The sequence below is a fragment of the Pseudomonas sp. 1L-B-1-E-C1 genome, assembly GCF_057291835.1.
In genome coordinates this window covers 318,540-337,541 of record NZ_JBXAWN010000001.1, presented here as the reverse complement: position 1 = coordinate 337,541, position 19,002 = coordinate 318,540, and the positions used below count along the sequence as shown (strand labels likewise).

Here is a 19,002-nt window from a genome sequence, read left to right as displayed (position 1 = left end):
ACGGGCTTCCTTGCGATCTTTCCAGGGTTCGTGCAGCACCTGCCCCGCTAGAGCGGGCCAAGTGCGAAACGTGCTTATCTTGAATACAAGCGGCAATTCGGGCCAATACCAATTATGTTGTTATTGATACCTGTTCAACGCTGTTTGCTGCCTTATCAAGGATTTTCTCGCATTCGCGCATCACTTCAGCCTTGCGTTGAAGGTACTCGACGAAGATCTCCTGCGCAGCTGACTGCACAACGGCGACGCCCATTGCCTCGACGAACGCCTCGACAGCGGCGACCGCGTGGGCAAAGTGATTACTCTCGGTGCCGCCCGTATGCACGGTGACCCAAGCGACCGTCGACCTTACTTTCGCGGCCGGCACGCCCATGTCACGCTCAAACCACTGCGTGAACAGGGGGTGGATGAATTCCACTTCGCCATGGGTATAAACCTCATGCACCAGCGTCGTCAGCAAGCCTTGCAGCAGGTCGCGGTCACGCAGGCGCCGGGCGTCGGTCCAGTCCTTGAAGGATTGTGCCGAGGGCAGGCAGTTCTCTTTCAACAGCCATTGGTCATCACCGCAAATCGGCGTGGCCATGTTGTAGAACAGCTCGGAGTGCAGCGTGTTGCCCAACGCGCCGAGGTCTTCGTCGGTGATGCGTTGCAGACTGCCGCAGACCCGGTAGAGACGATCCGCTGCATCGCTGTGTTGTTCCGAGCGCGCCAGCAATGTGATGCGACTGGCAAGGCCGGACACACTGGCGGCCGAATTGTTGGTTTTCGACCAACTGCCGAAGAACGTTCGCAACGGCGCAGCACGATGATGACGCGAAGTCAGGGATTGAAACGAGCGCTCGATGTCATGCAGCGCGGCTTCCTGACTGCGAAACGCCTCTACCAACGCTTGCTTGAGAACACCGGCGGGCATGTCGTCGAGCACGGGTTCTATCACGGACAATAACGGGCTTTGCAGCGTCAGCAGGTTACTCACGGTCATCTGACATTTTCCTTGTTGGATGTTGATTCAAGAGTTTTGAGCGCGGGAGCGCCGGCCATCACCGGCAGTACGGGAATTTTCCAGCCGCGACGAATCACCAGCAGCGGCAGTATCTGGAACACCATGATCAGGGCGATGCAAGCCGGCCAGCCGCCCAGTTCCCACAGCGTGCCCGGCACGAACGCACCGAAACTGCCGCCCAGGTAGTAACTGGTCAGATACAGCCCCACGGCCCCGGCCTTGTCCAAGCGGGCATGGGCGGTGACGAATGCGTTGGCGGCGGCCTGGGCGAGAAACACGCCGGTGGAGCTGAGCGCGAGGCCGGCAATGATCAGCGACAGTGAGGAGGTCAGCGTCAGCAGCGAGCCGGTAATCCCCAGGCAGGCTGCGGCCGTGATCAGTTCACTACGCGGTCGGGCCTTGCCCAGGCGTCCGGCGATCGGCACCACCACCAACGCCAGCAGGAACACCGAATAGATCGCTCCGAGCGCACCTGTGCTCAACGAAAATGGCGCACGGCTCAGGTGCAGACCGACATAGGTGAACGTCGCAATCTGCGCAAACAGCACGCAAAAACCCACGACGTAGGTGGCCAACAACGGTTTGCTGAAACGTTCGGCGCGCAGCCCTTGGCGCCCGGCCGGGGTTTGCACACCGGGACTGGGGTTGCGCGGCAGGAACCAGGCGATTACCAACCCCAGGAGAAGGCTCAGCCCGGCAAGCACGGCCAGGGCAAGACGCCAGTCGGCAAACTCGGTGACCCATCCGGTGAGGAACCGCCCGCAGAATCCGCCAAGCACGGTGCCGGCAACGTAGACGCTGGTCACTTCGGTCACCGCGCCATCTCTCCAGCGCACGCCGATGTAGGCGATGCTGGTGGCGAACACCACGGGTATCAGCAGGCCCTGGACCGCCCGCCAAAGCAGGAACTCACCGAAGCTGCCTGCCCAGGCCGCCAGCAGCGCTGGCAGCGCCAACAGGATCGCCGCCAGCGCGATGACCCGATGCTGCTCGGCCCGCGCCGTAAGCCGGCCGACAAATAATGCAGCGATGGCCACGGCCAGCGTGGTGACGGTAATGCTCCAGCTGGCTTGTCGGGCGGACACGTCGAACGCTGCGGCCAGCTGGTTAAGCAGCCCTTGCGTTGCATAAAGGTTGATAAAAGCCGCGCATCCCGCCAGAAACAGGGCGACCCGAGGACAAAACAGGCGAAGGCTCATAAGAAATGTTCGTAATATTTTCAAACACTTTTATAAGATGGGCAGTCTGAAGGATCCAATACCGATTTCCGACCGATTGATACCCAGGGATGAACATGATCGATCTGCGCCGTCTGCGTTATTTTCTCGTCGTCAGTGACGAATTGCATTTCGGCCGCGCCGCGGTGCGTCTGCATATCGCCCAGCCGCCGCTGACCCGGCAGATTTCGGCGCTGGAAACGGAACTGGGCTTTCGTCTGTTCGACCGCAGCACGCGCAATGTCACGCTGACGTCCGAGGGGCGACACTTTCTGCCCTATGCGCGGGCCGTGCTGGAACAAGTCGACCTCACGGCAGCCATTACCAGCAAACTGGCGGCTGGCTCGGCCGGGCAACTGGCGGTGGGTTATGCCAGCTCGATCGCGCTCTCGGATATTTTCAGCCAGACCATCCAGACGTTCTGCTCGTCGTATCCCGATGTGCGATTGACCGTGGAAGAAGGCGCCTCCAGTACGCAATGTGCACAAATCGTCGAAGGACGCCTGGACATCGGCATGAGCCGCATGTACCCGGCCGATGCGAACCCGGACATTAAGGTCATCTGCCTGGACAACGAGCCGTTGATGGCCGCCGTTCCCAGTGACAGCGCCCTCGCCAATCAGAGCCATGTGACCCTGACCGAGCTGAGCGCATATCCCCTGATTGCTTTCCCGAGCGACTACGGCTCGGCCCTGAACGACATCATTGCTGCGCTGTACCGTCGCAACGACCTGACTCCGCGCCCGGGGCCGAGTGGCAAACAGATCACCTCGATCATTGCTCTGGTCGCCGCCGGCCGAGGCATCGCAGTTGTACCGCAATGCACCCAGGCCCTGGTCAAGCGTGGCGTGACCTATCGACCGCTGGCTGAACCCAGCGCCACGGCGCCGTTACTGGTGCTGACGCGCAAACGCGAACGAAGCCCGCTGGTGAAGGCGTTTGTCGAGGTGATCGAGCTGACCTTGCGGGGCAAGTGAGCGATCACTGCGCCAGAAAGAGCGGGATGTCTGCGCATGTATCGTCAGAATTTTCCGCGACGCGCTTGTAGGGCATCCGGCTTTCGGCAACTCGACTTTGTCGCGCTTCAACAGCCCGCTGAAATTGTTTATTGAACCGAAAGGCCGGATCCGCGAAGTTAGTCCGCGCCCGGTCGTTTGGCATCGCCGGACAAAAAGCCAAATCGCCATGTGTTTCCTCCGTTTCTTTTGACGTCGCACTGTTCATTGCCCGATTCCCTGTTTGCTGGAGTTTTCTCGATGCCGTCGCCCAAATCATTGCCCACTGCCCTGCTCGGTCTGGCCATCGCCTGCCCGGCGATGGCTGCGACCCAGGGTCTGGAACTGGGGCAAGTGCTGATTTCGGCGGATGAGCGCAGTGGCACGGATGCAGCGGTCGAAGAGGCCCGCGAACGCCTCGAACAGGTGCCCGGCGCTACCAACGTGGTCGACATGCGCCAGCCGTTGCAGGGCCGCGTTGCCAGCAATCAGGATGTGCTGGCCTACCAGCCAGGGGTGTATGCGCAGTCGGCGGGCAACGAAGGCGTGAAGATTTCCATTCGCGGATCGGGGATCAACCGCGCACCCGGCGCCCACGCTTCAGGGCTGTATACGATGCTTGACGGCCTGCCGTTGACCGGCCCCGGCGGCACACCGTATGAATTGCTTGAGCCACTGTGGGTCGACCATGTCGAAGTGTTGCGCGGCGCCAACGGCTTTGATCGCGGCTCGCTGGCGCTGGGCGGCGCTATCGATTACGTCAGCCACACCGGTTACACCGCGCCGAAACTGCAAGTGCGCTATGCCACCGGAAGTCATGGCTATCAGCAGCGCCAGATCAGCTCCGGGCAAGTGCTTGGCGATTTCGATTACTACGTGTCGCTGACCGGTGCCGAGGCTGACGGCTATCAGGATCACACCACCAGCGACAGCAAAGGCCTGATCGCCAACTTCGGTTATCGCTTCAACCCGAACCTGGAAACACGCTTCTATTTTCGCTACCGCGAGACCGACAATGACCTCGCCGGCCGGGTAACCAAACACTCCATCGAACACAGCCCACGGGCAGCCAACCCGGCGTATGTGGCGCGCGACGACAGCCGCAAGCAACCGGGCAGCACCTTCATTGGCAACAAGACCACGTTCTATCTCGACGACGATTCGAGCATTCAGACCGGTCTCGTCTACCACGACTACCCCATGGACTTGCGCGAAGGCCCGAACCGCCTGAAAGTGGCCTATACCGACGTCAGCGGCACCTTCGACTACAAACGCCGCGACACCCTGTTCGGCATGGAAAGCCGCAGCACTGTGGGCCTGCGCGTGACCAAGCATCTGCCCAACGACGGCGCCAGTGAATTCGTGCGCGTTCCGACTGGGGGCAACACCGCCAGCTACGCTCCGGGTACGCGCATGCGCAACTTCACCTATCAGGGCTCCGACACCGTGCTGCATGTCGGTAACGACCTGGAAATTGCCGACGACCTCTGGCTTACCACCGGCCTCGCCGCCATCTACACCCGCCGCGAAAGCGCCGTGACCTACCCGCAAGGCGGCGGCAAAACCAGCCTCAACGACTGGGACTACGCACCGCGTATCGGCCTGCGCTACCAGATCACCCCGGATGTGCAAGTGTTTGGCAACCTCAGCCGCTCCGTCGAAGCACCGCACCCGTGGTCATTGATCTACAGCTCCAACGTACGCTTCCCTGCGGGCAACGGTGCCGCCACCGGCACCCAGCGCGACCCGATAAAACTGCAAAACCAGACCGCGACCACCCTGGAACTTGGCGGCCGTGGCGACAGCGCCTTCGGTGAATGGAGTCTGGCCTGGTACTACGCGCAAGTTCGTCACGAACTGCTCTCGGTGCTACCGGATGCCAACGCCGTCACGCCCTACGAACTCAATGCCAGCCCGACGGTGCACCAAGGCATCGAGGCCAGCCTCAACAGCAAACTCTGGACCGCCGCGGACGGGCGCCAGTTGAGCTTGCGCCAGGCCTACACCTTCAGCGATTTCCACTACCGTGACGATGAACGCTTCGGCGACAACCGCCTGCCCGGTTTGCCGATGCACTACTATCAGGGCGAACTGCGTTACGACTGGCCGCAAGGCTTCTTCGCCGCCGTGAACACACAACTGGTGTCCAAAGTTGCCGTGGATTACGCCAATAGCTATTACGCCGATCCGTATGCCCTGTTCGGCGCCACGCTGGGCTACAACGCGCCGAAGGGCGACTGGCAAGGCTGGGTGGACATGCGCAACCTCACCGGCAAACGTTATGCGGCCACGGTCACGCCGGGCTATGACGACAAAGGTCTGGATGCCGCGCGGTCGACGCCGGGCGAAGGAATGGGGGTGTACGTCGGGGTTTCGTGGAGCTTGTTGTGAGGTCTGTTGGCTGGAGGCGGACAACTCCGCGCAATCTGCACTACGCTGGCTAGCGATATGTAACAGCTTGCGGAAGGTTTGCTCAATGACAGTCTGCTGCCCTGATTGTGGATTCATCACCGATCATCTTCCGCCCACGCATAAATGCCCAGAGTGCGGAGGGTTTTCTCACGATTGGTTGATTTACGACTGGGAAGACTTTGCTGCAATCAAACGTCGGCACATCAAGTACAACGTTGCGATTCTTGGGGCGCTCCTGATCAACGTGCTTCTGGCTCTTGCGCTTCAATCCAGCAATGTTTTCCAGTGGTTTCTGACGCTATTGGTAATACCGGCAGTAATCAGCTGGCTTCGTTGTCGCAGACAATTGCGGGCGAGGTCAGCGTATAAAGGCCATGAAGCTGGCGCTGTTTTTCCATGGTTCAGCAGGTTGGGTGGTCTTTAATGGCTGTGCAATAAGGAGCTCTTGCCAGCCCGACGTCCTCTTGCAATACGAATCCGAAACGCAACAAGCAGTAGCAAGCCCTTCAAGGAAGATGTAGATGCGCGAACGCAAAGCAGCACGATTACTGGTCATCAGTCCCTCCCAAGAAGTTCTGCTTTTCAGATTCATTCATGAAAACGGCGCCTTGGCCGGCAGAACTTACTGGGCAACCCCAGGCGGCGGCGTTGAGGCCGGTGAGACATTCCATGACGCTGCAATACGTGAGTTGCGTGAGGAAACCGGCATAGAGGTCGTCACGGTTGAGGGACCTGTAGCACACCGGGATTTTTCCATGCTATTACCAAGCGGCGAAACAGTACTCGCGGTCGAACAATATTTCGTCGTGCACGCGCCAGGCGAACGGCTTTCCAGATCCGGCTGGACTCAGGAAGAAACCGAGGTCATGGCCGATCATCGTTGGTGGTCCGCTAAATCGTTACGGGGCACCGGCGATCAGGTCTGGCCCGAGGGGCTGGATGAAATGCTGGTGAATGCAGGCATCTTCGCGCCGAGCAGGTAATCATCGCTCTCCATCGAAAATAACGGACTGACCTCATGGATACTTCGCAAGAAAACTCTCTGGAAACATCACTCCGACTGGCCGCGGACGAACCCGCGCATCGCCCTGAGTTCTATCGCACCCTGCTGGATTCGACCGTCTACATCCTCGGCACCGCCGGTGCAGCTCAAGGTCATGTCAATCTCGAGGCCGGCAGCAACATCAGCATCGCCCACTGGCAGAAGCCCGATGGCACGCCGGTCATTCCGTTCTTCTCCTCGCTGCCAACGCTGCAACAATCCATCGACAGCGAGCAGAGCTATGTAGAGATACCCGCCCGATCACTGTTCGAAATCACCTTGGGTGCTTTGCTCTTCCTCAATCCCAAGTCGCCCTACGGCAAAGAGTTCGTCCCGGATGAAGTGCAACATTTGCTCTCGGGCGGAATCGGCCGCCCCGCCACGCAGCGCACCGTTGAAAAAGAAACCAACGTATTGCTCGGACAGCCTTCGGACTATCCATCGTCGATGGTTCACTCGCTCTCGCAACTGCTGGCCAAACATCCAAACGTGAAGCGCGCATTTCTGGCACTGATGCACGACGCCTCGCTCGATGAAAAACCGCATTTGATCGTCGGCATCGAAGCCGATGGCGATATCGAGCAGGTCATGCGCGAAGCCGGCAATGTCGCTGGGGACACAGCCCCAGACGGCGGGCCGGTAGATTTTTGCCGCGTGCTGGTCGGAGAAGCCGGGCTGAGTGATTACTTCCTCAAGGAGACCAGGACTTTCTACGAACGGAGGCCGCCGAGCAAGCTGCGCTCTTTCTTTGGCTTTGGTAAATCGTGATGATCAATCCATTGAAAACAGCACTCGCGACCTGGCTCGTCATAGGCCTTTCGACCGCCGCGCTGGCTGACGTCGACGTCATCGGCTTCCAGTCCGCCACCCTGCCCGACCCGCACCACGAACGTCCGCTCGAGATGGTCGTCTGGTACCCGAGCGCGACGACAGCCACCGCCCAATCGATCGCGGATGACGCAGTCTTCGTTGGTTCTTCTGCCGTTCGTGACGCGGCACCCGTGGCCGGCGCCCATCCCTTGGTGGTGCTGTCCCACGGTTACCGAGGCAACTGGAGCAATCAGGCCTGGCTGGCGAGTGCGCTGGCCCGTCAGGGTTATATCGTCGCGGCAGTCAACCACCCCGGCACCACTACCCATGACCGCAGCCCGCAGGCGGCCGCACAGTTGTGGCAGCGCCCCGCCGACCTGAGCCGCGCCATCGACGCAGTCACCCGCCAAGCGGACAAATTCGGCATCGTCGCCAAGGATCGGATTGCAGTGGTCGGCCACTCCCTCGGCGGCTGGACTGCGCTGGAAATCGCCGGTGCGCGATTCGACCCGGACCTGTTCGCGGGCGATTGCACAGCTCATCCGCAGCTATCCAGTTGCAAGGTCTATCAACAAATGAATCCGGTGAGCACCCCGGCATTGAAAACGGCACTGGCCGGTACCCTGCGCGATGAGCGCGTGACGGCCGTGGTTTCGCTGGATCTGGGCCTTTCGCGGGGAATGACCAGTCAGAGCCTTGCGACATTGCCAGTGCCAACGCTGGTTATCGCCGCCGGTGCGCCGTCGCAGGATCTGCCGGCAGCCCTGGAGTCAGCTGATCTGGCCAAGCGCCTGCCTCCGGCATCGAGCCGTTATATCGAGATCGCCGACGCCAGCCATTTCAGCTTCATGTCACAGTGCAAACCGGGCGCGGAGGCCTTGCTCGAAGAAGACAGTCCCGGGGATGGCATCATTTGCCGGGATGGCGAGGCTGCGCGGCCACGCGCGGTGATTCAACAACAGGTGACATCGCTGATCAGCGATTTTCTGGCGAAGACTGCGAGCAGCAATCAAGCCCCTTTGATCAGATCGCAGTCGTCCGTGACCTTGGAATCGGCCAACCCGCCCTCATAACAATGCATATCCCCATCGTCTCCGAGAGGAAGGACACACCATGACCACTCAAACCGAAACTGCCATTCTCGCCGGCGGTTGCTTCTGGGGCATGCAGGATCTGTTGCGCCGCTACCCGGGCGTGCTCAAGACCCGTGTCGGTTACACCGGCGGCGATGTGCCGAATGCGACCTATCGCAACCACGGCAACCATGCCGAAGCCATCGAGATCGAGTTTGATCCGGCGGTGATCAGCTACCGGCAGATCCTCGAGTTCTTCTTCCAGATCCACGACCCGAGCACGCCCAACCGCCAGGGCAACGACCTTGGCCCGAGCTACCGGTCGGCGATCTACTACCTCAGCGAGGAGCAGCGCGCCGTTGCTGAAGACACCGCTGCTGACGTCGACGCTTCGAAGCTATGGCCCGGCAAGGTAGTGACCGAAATCGAACCGGCCGGCCCCTTCTGGGAAGCAGAGCCCGAGCATCAGGATTACCTGGAGCGGATTCCGAATGGCTACACCTGCCACTTCATCCGACCGAACTGGAAACTGCCGAAGCGCGCTTAAGAAAGGGGGATGGCGGGGTTCAATGCGCCGCCACTACCGAAGCTCCGACAGAGCGCGGGCCCGACTTGAAACCGTGGGCCCGGGCACCCCACGCGATGGCGAAGCCGATAGCCACCAGTGCCAGCATGGCCCACGGGAATGCGGCAACGCCCCAGCGATCGAGCAACACGCCGCCGACGACACCGCTGCCAGCGATCGCGCTGTTCCACGCCACCACGTTCAACGACAAGGCGACATCCGCTCCGTCGCCCGCCGCATCCGCCAGCGCGGTTTGCAGCAAAGTTGCCGCGCCGCCAAAGGTCAAACCCCATACCGCCACGCCAACGTAGATCACCTCCGGCATACCCCCGCCAAAACCCAGCGCCACGCAGACGACGGCAAACGTCGCAAGGCTCAACAGGACCGTCGTACGCAGCAGCGGCTCGACCAGCTTCGCCGTCAGCCATATGCCCGCCAGCGCAGCAATGCCAAAGACCAACAAGACCAGATCAACACGATCGGCCATTCCTGCCGGCGCAATGAACGGCGCAATGTAGGTGTAGAGAATGTTATGCGCGAGCATCCAGCTGATCACCACCGCAAGCACAGGGCGAACGCCCGGGGTGGTCAGGACGTTGCGCAGCGGCAGGCGTTGATGGGCCGGTTGCGGCGGGTAATCCGGCACTTTCACCAGCACCCAGACGATCAATAGCAGGGTCAGCGCCGACATGAGGCCGAATGTGCTGCGCCAGCCGACCAGCCCGCCGAGCCACGTCCCCAGCGGCACGCCCAGCGACAGCGCAATCGGCGTACCGACCATTGCCAGTGCCAGTGCCTTGCCCTGCTGCTCGGGTTCGACCATGCGTCGCGCGTAGCCGGCCAACAAACTCCACGCTAACCCTGCTGCGACCCCGGCGAAGAAGCGCGCGACCAGCGTCACGCCGTAGTGTGACGACAGCGCAGTGATCGAATTGAACACCAGGAAGCCGACAATCGTCAGCAGCAGCACATTGCGGCGCCGCCAGCCGCGGGTGGCGATAGTCATCGGGATCACCGCCAGTACCGACCCCAATGCGTATGCGGTCACCATTTGCCCTGCCATGGACGGCGAAATCGTTAAACCCTCGCTGATCAGCGGCAGCAAGCCGGCGGGCAGGGTTTCGGTGACGATACAGATGAAGCCTGTCATCGCCAGCGCCAGCAAAGCGCCGATGGGAAGGCGTTTTGGGGTGGCTGTCAACGTTATTGATGGTGTCACGGGATGCTCCTTGAAAAGCCTTCGCTGATATAAATACCGATCGATCTAGATCCTGAAGGCGCACAAGGAGCGTTGTCAACAATTTCTGTATCGACTAGTCTTTATATGACTTCAACGAGGAGCTTTGCCATGGCGAGAACCGGTCGCCCCCGTCAGTTTGATCGCGACGACGCTGTCGATCAGGCCATGCAGCTGTTCTGGCAACACGGCTACGACGCGACATCGCTCGCCCAATTGAAGGCCGGACTTGGCGGAGGGATTTCAGCGCCGAGCTTCTACGCCGCGTTCGGTTCCAAGGAGGCCTTGTTCGATGAATGTGTGCAGCGTTATCTGACAACCTACGCGCAAGTCACCGAATGCCTGTGGGACGAAAGTCTGGCACCGCGCGACGCCATCGAGACCGCGCTGCGCCAGTCGGCACGCATGCAGTGCGACGACGCGCATCCCAAGGGCTGCATGGTCACTCTGGGCGTCATGAGCGCACCGAGCCCGGAAAATGCCCACGTGGTGCGAGCCCTGACCCGCTCACGCCAGCGCACCCGCGCGGGAATTCAAGCCTGCGTCGAGCGCGCTGTGAGTGCCGGTGAGTTGGCCAGCGACACAAATTTGGCGGCGATGGCGACGGTATTCGACAGTTTCCTGCAAGGCATATCCATACTCGCCAGAGACAACACCGCGCTGGAAAGCATCGATGCTGCCATTACTCAGATCATGCAAACCTGGGACATTGCCGCCACTCGCACCCCTCTCTGATCAAATCACAGATGCATCGGCACCGCCGCCGAGCCCGGCTCCGGCACATCGACATTGACCTTCAGTGCAATCAGCAACGCGGCCAGTAACATGAGAATGCCGGCCGCGACAAACACCCCATTGATGCCACTGAAACTGAACACCGCGCCGCCGGCAGCAGCGCCTGCGGCAATCGCCGATTGCACCGATGCGACGACCATGCCGCCTGCGCTTTCGGCCTGATCGGGTACCGAGCGCGCCACCCAATTCGACCATGCGACGGGCACACCACCGAAAGCCATGCCCCAGAGCGCCAGGAGCAACGCCTGCCCGGTGAGAGAAGCCGGCAACCCGACCAGTGCCAGAGCGGCAACGCCTACCAGCACCGGCATCAGCACCAGGGTCCCGCGTGGACTGCGCTGCAACAGCCAGCCGGCGAACAGCGTGCCGGCAAAGTTCGCCACGCCGAAACCGAGGAGCATCAGTGCCAGAGTTTGCGTTCCGACGCCGGTGGTGCTTTCCAGAAATGGCCGGATGTACGTGAACAACGCAAAGTGGCCGGTGTGCACCAATACGCAGCCGAACATGCCAATGGCAATGCCCGGTCGCAGCAAAACCTCAAGCACCGTACGCAGGCGTGACGGGCGATGCGGCGCCAGACTCGGTAACGTGAACATTTGAAAAACCAGGGTCACCACGCCAACCGCCGCCGCTGCGAAAAACGCACTGCGCCAGCCAAATTGCCCGCCGAGAAAACTGCCCAGCGGCACCGCCACCACGGTGCCTACGGCGATCCCGCTGAAGATGATCGACAGCGCGCGCGGCAGCAGCGCCGCCGGCACCAGGCGCATCGCCACGGCCGCCGCCATGCTCCAGAAACCGCCCAAGGCGATGCCCAAGAGGATTCGCATCACCAGCAACACCGTAAGGCTGGACGAGAACGCGACCAGCAGGTTCGAGGCAATCATCAGTGCCGAAAAACCGAGCAACACCAGCCGCCGATCAAGGCTACGCGTCAGCCCCGGCACCAGCAATCCGGCAAACAGCGCCACCACGGCCGTCACCGTCACGGCTTGCCCGGCCAACGCTTCGCTGACGCCGAGATCCAGCGCCATCGGCGTCAGCAGGCTGGCCGGCAGATATTCTGCCGTGAGTAATCCGAACACCCCCATCGCCAGCGAAAACACCGCCATCCACGCCGGCGTCGTCGGCACCTCATCAGTGCGCGCGCCCCCACCGGCCTGCCCGTCACATACACAATCATTCATCGCAAGACTTCCTCGGACATTGTCGAGACGCCAGTCTATGGATGGCAAACCGGATGATCTATGATGCACAGTCTTGAACTTTTGACCGAAACCCCGAACATGAGCACCACCGACTCCTTCTCGCTGTCCTCCGATCTCATCACTGAGTTGCTGCGTAGCATGCGTCTGCGTGGCGTGCAATATCGGCGAATCCACGCCGCTGGGCCCTATGGCCTCGGTTTCAGCGACAAATCCGGCCATGCGTATTTCCACTTCGTCGCCGCTGGATCTGCGGTGTTGCGGCTGGAGGACGGCAGCGTGTACGAATTATCGGCGGGCAATGCGGTATTTATTGCCCATGGCGCCGCGCACCAATTGCTGTCCCATACAGGCGCCGAGGTGCAAGACATTGACAGCGCCGTCGCGGCTCCAATCGGCGACACAGTGTGCGCGGTGCAAGTCGGGCATAGCGCCGATCCCGGCGATAGCGCCCTGCTTTTCAGTGGCTGCATGGAGTTCGAACTCGGCAGCCTGCAAGGCCTCGGCCGGCTGATGCCGGGACTGATGCTGATTGACGCAGGCGGCCAGCGCTACCCGGGACTGATGCCGATCCTCGCGACCATGGAACGCGAAGTCAGCGCCGCGCGCATCGGCTACGCCGGCATTCTCGCTCGCCTGGCCGACGTCGTGGCGGCGATGATCGTTCGTGGCTGGGTCGAATGCGCCTGCGGCAACGCCTCTGGCCTCGTCGCCGCCCTGCGCGATCCACGTCTGGCGAAGGCCTTGCTGGCCTTGCACCAGCAACCGGGCCGCGACTGGAGCGTCGCCGAACTGGCAATGCTCTGCAACACCTCACGCTCAGTCTTCGCCGAACGCTTCCAGAGCACCCTCGGCACCCCGCCGTTGCGCTACGCCACCGAACTGCGGATGCGTCTGGCCAGTCAGTGGCTGACGCTGGAACGACTGCCGATCGAAGAAGTGGCGCAACGCCTGGGCTACACCTCCCAGGCGGCGTTCAGTCGCGCGTTCAAGCGCATCACGGGAAACTCGCCGGGAGCGAGTCGGCGCCAGCGCGCAATACAAGAATCGCACTAAAAGGGCAGCGATGAACCCGAGCTGCCCTCATCGGCGGATTTTGTCCAGCCCCGCGCTCACCCGCTCCGCAGCCTGCAAATCCCCACGCGCCTGCAACTCCTGCGCCACCTGGCGCAACTGCTCAACCGTCAGTCCCACATTCAGGCTGATCTTCAAATGCGACTCCAGCTGCGATTCCACTCCAGCCATTGCCGCCAGTGCACCAACTGTCGCCAACTCCCGATCCGTCCATGCCAGGTTGTCGCGGGCGAAGATGTCGCCGAACAAGTGCACCTTCAAAAACTGATCGATCGCCGGGGCGAATTCGAATAGCGGGCCGGACACTGGCGCGCCGACCAGACGGGTCTGATTGTCGGTGCCGAGTTCGGTCAGCGCATACCCCGAAGGCACCGGGCCGGGCTCGCGTCCTGGCACGTCTTCGATGCCCCGCGCGGCGCGTTCTTCCACGACTTTCATCAGCAATGACAGCGCGTTGAGGCTGCGCGGAAACCCGGCGTAGGCGTACAGCTGCACCAGCACTTCCTTGGTTTCGCTGATGCTCAGCCCGGCGTCGAGGCCGCGATTGAGCGCGTCGTGCAAACGCGGCATGTCGCCGCTGGCGGTATTCGCGGCAATCGGGGCGATGGCCAATTGCTTAGGGGTCAAAGGCTGTTCTTTCATGATCGGTTTCTCCGATGGTCGGGAAGGATTGGCGCAGAGAGGGTTCACGCAGGCTGCACTGGCGAGGACCGCGCAACCGAGGGCGACGATGCGAAGAAGGCGCTGATGATGCAGCGATTTCTGGTTCATCAATGACTCTCCTCACTCATCCAGGGTGAACGTCACCCGCACGTCGCCACGCCCCAAGGCGTGGGCCAGGTCTTGCGGCCGGTCGATGCGACCAAGGCGCGAATAGCGGTAAGACGAATCGAAGGTTTGGTAGAAGACCACCAACGTATCGTCGCCATACAAAAGGAAATCGCCGCTGTGGATCGTGCCCGGCCGATAGGGCTGGGTGGGCAGTGGCGGCTGCACGGTGGCGTATTTTTCGTTGCTGTGCAGGTCGCTCATGTCCAGGCTCAGGGGCAATCGCGTGAGCAGTTCCCGTGTGCTCGGGTTGTCATCCAGAGCAATGGCAAAGCGGTGTTCTCCGACAGTCATCCACATCGTGGTGTCCTGCGCAGCGGTAGTGGCAGACAGAGCAAAGGGCACCCATGTCATCAGCACAACTCCCTTCCAGGTTTGAGCGAAGATTTTCATGACTCTGCTCCGTCGCCTGGGAGTTACTTCAGGTTGTTTTTGAAGAACTGCGTCAACTTGGCGAAGGGAATCAGCTCGACCCGGTCATACAGATCGACATGGCCGGCGTTCGGCACGATCACCAGTTCTTTCGGCTGCCCGGCGAGACGGAATGCCTCTTCGCTGAATTCTCGGGAGTGCGCTTCGGCACCGGCGATAAACAACATCGGGCGCGGCGAAATGCTCTCGATATCGACAAACGGATAGAAGTTCATGAACTTGGTGTTGCTGCTCAGCGTTGGCCGGGTGGTCTGTTGCGGCGTCGAGCTGGCCGGGGTGAATTCGCCGCGCGGGGTCCGGTAGAAGTCGAAGAATTCGCGCTGGATCGGGTGCGTATCGGCCTTCAGTTCCAGCACCGTGCCGCTGGTGTATTCGACCTTGCCGCCGGTGAACTCGGCGTAACGCTGTTCGGCCGCTTGCGCAATGATCTGCTTGCGCTGTTCCAGGGTTTGCGACTGCTTGAGGCCGTCACGGTTGGCTGCGCCCATGTCGTACATGCTGACCGTGGCAATGGCTTTCATCCGCGGGTCGATTTTCGCTGCACTGATGACGAAACTGCCGCTGCCGCAGATGCCCAGCACGCCGATGCGCTCGCGGTCGATGAATGGCCGCGTGCCGAGGTAATCGACGGCGGCGCTGAAGTCTTCGGCATACATGTCCGGCAGGACGGCATTGCGCGGCGCGCCCTCGCTTTCGCCCCAGAAGGACAGGTCCAGCGACAGGGTGACGAAGCCCTGCTCGGCCAGTTTCTGTGCGTATAGATTGGAGCTCTGCTCCTTTACCGCGCCCATCGGATGGCCGACGATAATCGCTGCGCTGCGCGCTGCAGGATCCAGCCCTTTGGGCATGAACAGGTTGCCGACGACGGTGAGTTGATATTGGTTTTTGAAGCTGACCTTCTGCACGGTCACCTTATCGCTTTTGAAGAAATTATCGGCACCGTGGGACATGTCAGCTCCGAATGCAGTGAATGAACTCAGGAGAAACCCGAGCAGTACGAACAGTCGTTTCATGGGGGCGTCCTTGATCGAGAAACCAGGCGAGGCCGGGATGGAGATATTGTTGCGCAGGCTCGAGGCTTTGATTAGCTAATGAGTGCTTAATGCGGTTATAAACGCTGCTAATCAATCAAGCCGAGCGCGCACCATGGCCAAACCCAACTTCAACGATCTGCTCGCCTTCGTCACCGTAGCCCGCTCCGGCAGTTTCACCCGCGCGGCGGTGCAACTGGGCGTGACGCAGTCGGCGGTGAGCCAGGTAGTCTCAGCCCTGGAGGCGCGTCTGAAAATTCGCCTGCTGACCCGCACGACGCGCAGCGTGTCGCTGACGGCGGCCGGCGAACGCTTGCTGCACACCGTCGGCCATCGCTTCGATGAAATCGAAGCCGAGCTCGACGCTCTGACCGAGTTGCGCGACAAGCCCGCTGGCACGGTACGTATCACTTGCGGCGACAACATCATCAAGACCACGCTGCTGCCCAAGCTGACACCGCTACTGCTGCAATACCCGGATATCAAAGTCGAATTCGATATCAACTATGGTTTCCGCGACATCGTCGCTGACCGCTTCGACGCCGGCGTGCGCTTCAGCGACACCGTTGCCCAGGACATGATCGCCGTGCCGATCGGCCCGCCATTGCGCATGGCCGTGGTCGCTTCGCCCAGCTATTTCGCCCGGCACCCTGCCCCACAACACCCGCGGGATCTGGCGGCGCACCGTTGCATCGACATCCGCTTCCCCACCTACGACGGTGTTGACGCGTGGGAATTCGAGCGTCAGGGCAAAAAGCTGAAAGTGCGCGTTGACGGTCAACTGGTGTTCAACTCCACCGTGCACATTGCCGACGCGGCTGTGAACGGGTTAGGGATTGCCTACCTGCCTGAAGACGAGTTCGGTGCACATCTGGCTGAAGGCCGTTTGGTCAGGGTGCTGGAGGACTGGTGCGAACCGTTCGGTGGCTTCCACCTCTACTACCCCAGCCGCCGCCAACCGTCGCCGGCGTTCTCACTGGTGGTGGATGCGTTGCGCGTGGTGAGAAACCCAGCCCCCTTGTAGGAGCGAGCCTGCTCGCGATAGCAATCTGTCAGTTGATGCAACGTTGACTGACACTCCGCCATCGCGAGCAGGCTCACTCCTACATTGGGTTCGTGGTGGGTCAGCAATCAGGCGGTGTATGGAAAACCCTGTGGGAGCGAGCCTGCTCGCGATAGCAGTCTGTCAGTTGATGCAACGTTGACTGACACTCCGCCTTCGCGAGCAGGCTCACTCCTACATTGGGTTCGTGGTAGGTCAGCAATCAGGCGGTGTATGGAAAACCCTGTAGGAGTGAGCCTGCTCGCGATAGCAGTCTGTCAGTTGATGCAAAGTTGCCTGACACTCCGCCATCGCGAGCAGGCTCACTCCTACATTGGGTTCGTGGTAGGTCAGCAATCAGGCGGCGTATGGAAAACCCTGTGGGAGCGAGCCTGCTCGCGATAGCAGTCTGTCAGTTGATGCAACGTTGACTGACACTCCGCCTTCGCGAGCAGGCTCGCTCCCACAAGGGATTTGTGAATGGATCAAGTTCGCGGATCTGCTGTAAAACCCTGTGGGAGCGAGCTTGCTCGCGAAGGCGTCAGATCAGGCAAATCATCTCTAACGGCAACCCCGCGACACACTCACAACTTCGGCACATCGCCGGTAGCCTCGGCAATCGTCGCCAAGGTTTCCTCCATGCTGGCGATATCTTCATGCAGCTTTTGAAACACAAGATCCAGCGACTCCGGGGCGTCCACGGTCTGATGGCCACGAAGCGACTCGACGCTACCGCTCTCCACGTGCTGGAGAATGTCCACGCTTTCTCGCAGTGCCAACAGCTGATCAAGAATCGCAGCAATCTGCGCCTGGCTCCGGGCGCTCATCGCTTCCCCGGCTGCCAGATCAGCCAACTCCATCCCAGACATGCGATGACCATAAATCAGCCCCTTCTGAAAAAATCATGAATACAGAAAAGAACAGGCGGCTCAGCCTTTGGTTTTGCGCGGATCGGCAGCCCGCGGAAAGGTGCGTTCTTCCTGGATCGTGCCGTCCTCTTTATGGATTTTCAGCGAGGCGGTTTTGTCTTGCAGGAATTCGCTGGCGATCTGAGTGATCTCGGCTTTGGTCGAAGCTGTTTTGGACGCACGCTGCGCGCCCTCTTTGACCAGTTCCCAGCGCTGCTGGTTTTTGTTGATGTGGTAGTTATCCATTCCTTCACCTCTGATTGAATGATCAAGACCGGTAATGGATTGACCCTGGCCGCTGCAGAGAGTTTGAAAGAATTGCGCCCGGCCTCAATAAGCGAACTCGTGACCCAATTCGCTTTCCATCCACGCCAGAAAACGCCTGACACGTGGGAAGCTGGAATGCGCCTTGGGAAACACCAAGTGGTGCGCCGCCACCGCAGCACTCAGTGATTCAGGCGCCACTTCAACCAACGTGCCCGCGGCCAGATACTTCTGCGCCAGCAATGTGCTTTCCAGTGCGAAACCCAAGCCATGACTCGCCGCTTCCAGCGACATGTATGAACGATCGAAGCTCAGCGCGTAAGGCCGTTCCGGACGCGCCAGGCCATGCTGGGCAAACCATTGCGGCCATTTGAGCAGAGTGGCTTCCGAGAGAATCAGATCACACTCAAGCAGATCCGCCGCGCCGCGCACCGGTCGTTGCGCTAGCAATTTCGGTGAGGTCAGCACGGCAAATTTTTCGTTCCTGACCGTACGCACCTCATAGCTTGGCCAGTTCGGCAGACCATGGCGGATATCGACGTCGATCTTGTCGCGACTGAAGTGCAGCGATTCATAGGAACACGACAGATTGATCTGAATGTCCGGATGACTGGCGCGAAACGCTTCCAGGCGCGGCATCAGCCAGAGCAGGCCGAAGCTTGGCGAGGAATGCAAACGCAGGCAATCAAGGCTGACGTCGCTGGCCGCGCGCTCAGTGGCAACGGCGAGGCTGTGCAGAATGCCGGAGACTTCCTTGAGGTATTGCTCACCGACCGGCGTCAGCGAGACACCCCGAGCGGCGCGGACAAATAACTGCCGACCAATCATCCCCTCCAGTTTCGCCAGTTGATGGCTGACGGCCGATGGCGTCAGGTCCAGCACTTCCGCCGCCCTGGCGACATTACCGAAGCGCGCGGTTTGCTCGAAGGCCTGAATTGCTTTCAGCGGTGGCAGGATGATGGGTGCCTCAGTGTCAGGGCGCATGGGGACTCCGTTGCGATTTCTTGTGATGTACGGACCGGTTTCATTCAAACATCTGCGAGCAGGCCTGACGAGTGCTGAATTTTTT

Annotated in this window: 20 protein-coding genes; 9 read left to right on the top strand and 11 right to left on the bottom strand. The window is 60.7% G+C overall.

The window, feature by feature from the left end:
* Positions 1–112: 112 nt before the first annotated feature.
* Positions 113–976, bottom strand: a complete 864-nt coding sequence (locus AC0Z4S_RS01385) for a hypothetical protein (protein ID WP_485622093.1) — start codon at positions 974–976, stop codon at positions 113–115.
* Between the two features lie 2 nt (positions 977–978).
* Positions 979–2,202 (bottom strand): MFS transporter, encoded by a 1,224-nt coding sequence (locus tag AC0Z4S_RS01380; RefSeq protein ID WP_485621756.1) that lies wholly within the window; start codon positions 2,200–2,202, stop codon positions 979–981.
* Positions 2,203–2,297: 95 nt separating this feature from the next.
* On the opposite strand from AC0Z4S_RS01380, the gene AC0Z4S_RS01375 reads away from it, so the two are divergent.
* A complete protein-coding gene (locus AC0Z4S_RS01375) occupies positions 2,298–3,197 on the top strand; it encodes a LysR family transcriptional regulator (protein WP_485621755.1) in 900 nt (299 codons plus the stop codon).
* A 4-nt stretch (positions 3,198–3,201) separates the two neighbouring features.
* Here the strand turns inward: AC0Z4S_RS01375 and AC0Z4S_RS01370 are convergent, their stop codons facing one another.
* Entirely contained in the window at positions 3,202–3,444 is a 243-nt protein-coding gene (locus AC0Z4S_RS01370) for a hypothetical protein (protein ID WP_485621754.1), read from the bottom strand.
* Between the two features lie 32 nt (positions 3,445–3,476).
* On the opposite strand from AC0Z4S_RS01370, the gene AC0Z4S_RS01365 reads away from it, so the two are divergent.
* The 5 genes from AC0Z4S_RS01365 to msrA all read left to right on the top strand — a co-directional run bounded on the left by AC0Z4S_RS01365 (position 3,477) and on the right by msrA (position 9,099).
* Entirely contained in the window at positions 3,477–5,606 is a 2,130-nt protein-coding gene (locus AC0Z4S_RS01365) for a TonB-dependent receptor family protein (protein ID WP_485621753.1), read from the top strand.
* Between the two features lie 542 nt (positions 5,607–6,148).
* The gene (locus AC0Z4S_RS01360) at positions 6,149–6,610 is read left to right on the top strand and encodes an NUDIX hydrolase (RefSeq protein WP_485621752.1); all 462 of its coding nucleotides are present in this window, start codon (positions 6,149–6,151) and stop codon (positions 6,608–6,610) included.
* A 35-nt stretch (positions 6,611–6,645) separates the two neighbouring features.
* Positions 6,646–7,437, top strand: a complete 792-nt coding sequence (sseB, locus tag AC0Z4S_RS01355) for an enhanced serine sensitivity protein SseB (RefSeq protein ID WP_485621751.1) — start codon at positions 6,646–6,648, stop codon at positions 7,435–7,437.
* A gap of 11 nt (positions 7,438–7,448) precedes the next feature.
* A complete protein-coding gene (locus AC0Z4S_RS01350; protein ID WP_471879820.1) occupies positions 7,449–8,552 on the top strand; it encodes an alpha/beta hydrolase family protein in 1,104 nt (367 codons plus the stop codon).
* A gap of 40 nt (positions 8,553–8,592) precedes the next feature.
* The gene (gene msrA / locus AC0Z4S_RS01345) at positions 8,593–9,099 is read left to right on the top strand and encodes a peptide-methionine (S)-S-oxide reductase MsrA (protein ID WP_485621750.1); all 507 of its coding nucleotides are present in this window, start codon (positions 8,593–8,595) and stop codon (positions 9,097–9,099) included.
* Between the two features lie 19 nt (positions 9,100–9,118).
* On the opposite strand, the gene AC0Z4S_RS01340 is transcribed toward msrA, so the two are convergent.
* Positions 9,119–10,336 (bottom strand): MFS transporter, encoded by a 1,218-nt coding sequence (locus tag AC0Z4S_RS01340; protein ID WP_429508242.1) that lies wholly within the window; start codon positions 10,334–10,336, stop codon positions 9,119–9,121.
* A gap of 129 nt (positions 10,337–10,465) precedes the next feature.
* Here AC0Z4S_RS01340 and AC0Z4S_RS01335 point away from each other — a divergent pair, with 129 nt between their 5' ends.
* Positions 10,466–11,089, top strand: a complete 624-nt coding sequence (locus AC0Z4S_RS01335; RefSeq protein ID WP_485621749.1) for a TetR/AcrR family transcriptional regulator — start codon at positions 10,466–10,468, stop codon at positions 11,087–11,089.
* 5 nt (positions 11,090–11,094) lie between these two features.
* On the opposite strand, the gene AC0Z4S_RS01330 is transcribed toward AC0Z4S_RS01335, so the two are convergent.
* The gene (locus AC0Z4S_RS01330; RefSeq protein WP_485621748.1) at positions 11,095–12,336 is read right to left on the bottom strand and encodes an MFS transporter; all 1,242 of its coding nucleotides are present in this window, start codon (positions 12,334–12,336) and stop codon (positions 11,095–11,097) included.
* A 63-nt stretch (positions 12,337–12,399) separates the two neighbouring features.
* On the opposite strand from AC0Z4S_RS01330, the gene AC0Z4S_RS01325 reads away from it, so the two are divergent.
* Complete coding sequence (locus AC0Z4S_RS01325) at positions 12,400–13,410, top strand: cupin domain-containing protein (protein ID WP_485621747.1); 1,011 nt, start codon at positions 12,400–12,402, stop codon at positions 13,408–13,410.
* Between the two features lie 27 nt (positions 13,411–13,437).
* Here the strand turns inward: AC0Z4S_RS01325 and AC0Z4S_RS01320 are convergent, their stop codons facing one another.
* From AC0Z4S_RS01320 to AC0Z4S_RS01310, 3 genes are all read right to left on the bottom strand, one after another.
* Positions 13,438–14,199: a carboxymuconolactone decarboxylase family protein gene (locus AC0Z4S_RS01320; RefSeq protein ID WP_485621746.1), complete on the bottom strand. Its 762-nt coding sequence runs from the start codon at positions 14,197–14,199 to the stop codon at positions 13,438–13,440.
* A 12-nt stretch (positions 14,200–14,211) separates the two neighbouring features.
* Positions 14,212–14,610, bottom strand: coding sequence for a cyclophilin-like fold protein (locus AC0Z4S_RS01315; RefSeq protein WP_485621745.1), 399 nt, complete (start codon positions 14,608–14,610; stop codon positions 14,212–14,214).
* A 62-nt stretch (positions 14,611–14,672) separates the two neighbouring features.
* A complete protein-coding gene (locus tag AC0Z4S_RS01310; protein ID WP_485621744.1) occupies positions 14,673–15,701 on the bottom strand; it encodes an alpha/beta hydrolase in 1,029 nt (342 codons plus the stop codon).
* Positions 15,702–15,834: 133 nt separating this feature from the next.
* On the opposite strand from AC0Z4S_RS01310, the gene AC0Z4S_RS01305 reads away from it, so the two are divergent.
* On the top strand, positions 15,835–16,743 hold the full coding sequence (locus tag AC0Z4S_RS01305) for a LysR family transcriptional regulator (RefSeq protein ID WP_485621743.1): 909 nt from the start codon (positions 15,835–15,837) through the stop codon (positions 16,741–16,743).
* Positions 16,744–17,345: 602 nt separating this feature from the next.
* Here AC0Z4S_RS01305 and AC0Z4S_RS01300 read toward each other — a convergent pair.
* The 3 genes from AC0Z4S_RS01300 to AC0Z4S_RS01290 all read right to left on the bottom strand — a co-directional run bounded on the left by AC0Z4S_RS01300 (position 17,346) and on the right by AC0Z4S_RS01290 (position 18,917).
* Entirely contained in the window at positions 17,346–17,588 is a 243-nt protein-coding gene (locus AC0Z4S_RS01300; RefSeq protein ID WP_485621742.1) for a hypothetical protein, read from the bottom strand.
* Between the two features lie 102 nt (positions 17,589–17,690).
* Positions 17,691–17,915, bottom strand: coding sequence for a DUF2188 domain-containing protein (locus tag AC0Z4S_RS01295; protein WP_253501027.1), 225 nt, complete (start codon positions 17,913–17,915; stop codon positions 17,691–17,693).
* A gap of 84 nt (positions 17,916–17,999) precedes the next feature.
* Positions 18,000–18,917, bottom strand: a complete 918-nt coding sequence (locus tag AC0Z4S_RS01290; RefSeq protein ID WP_329517074.1) for a LysR substrate-binding domain-containing protein — start codon at positions 18,915–18,917, stop codon at positions 18,000–18,002.
* Between the last annotated feature and the right edge of the window lie 85 nt (positions 18,918–19,002).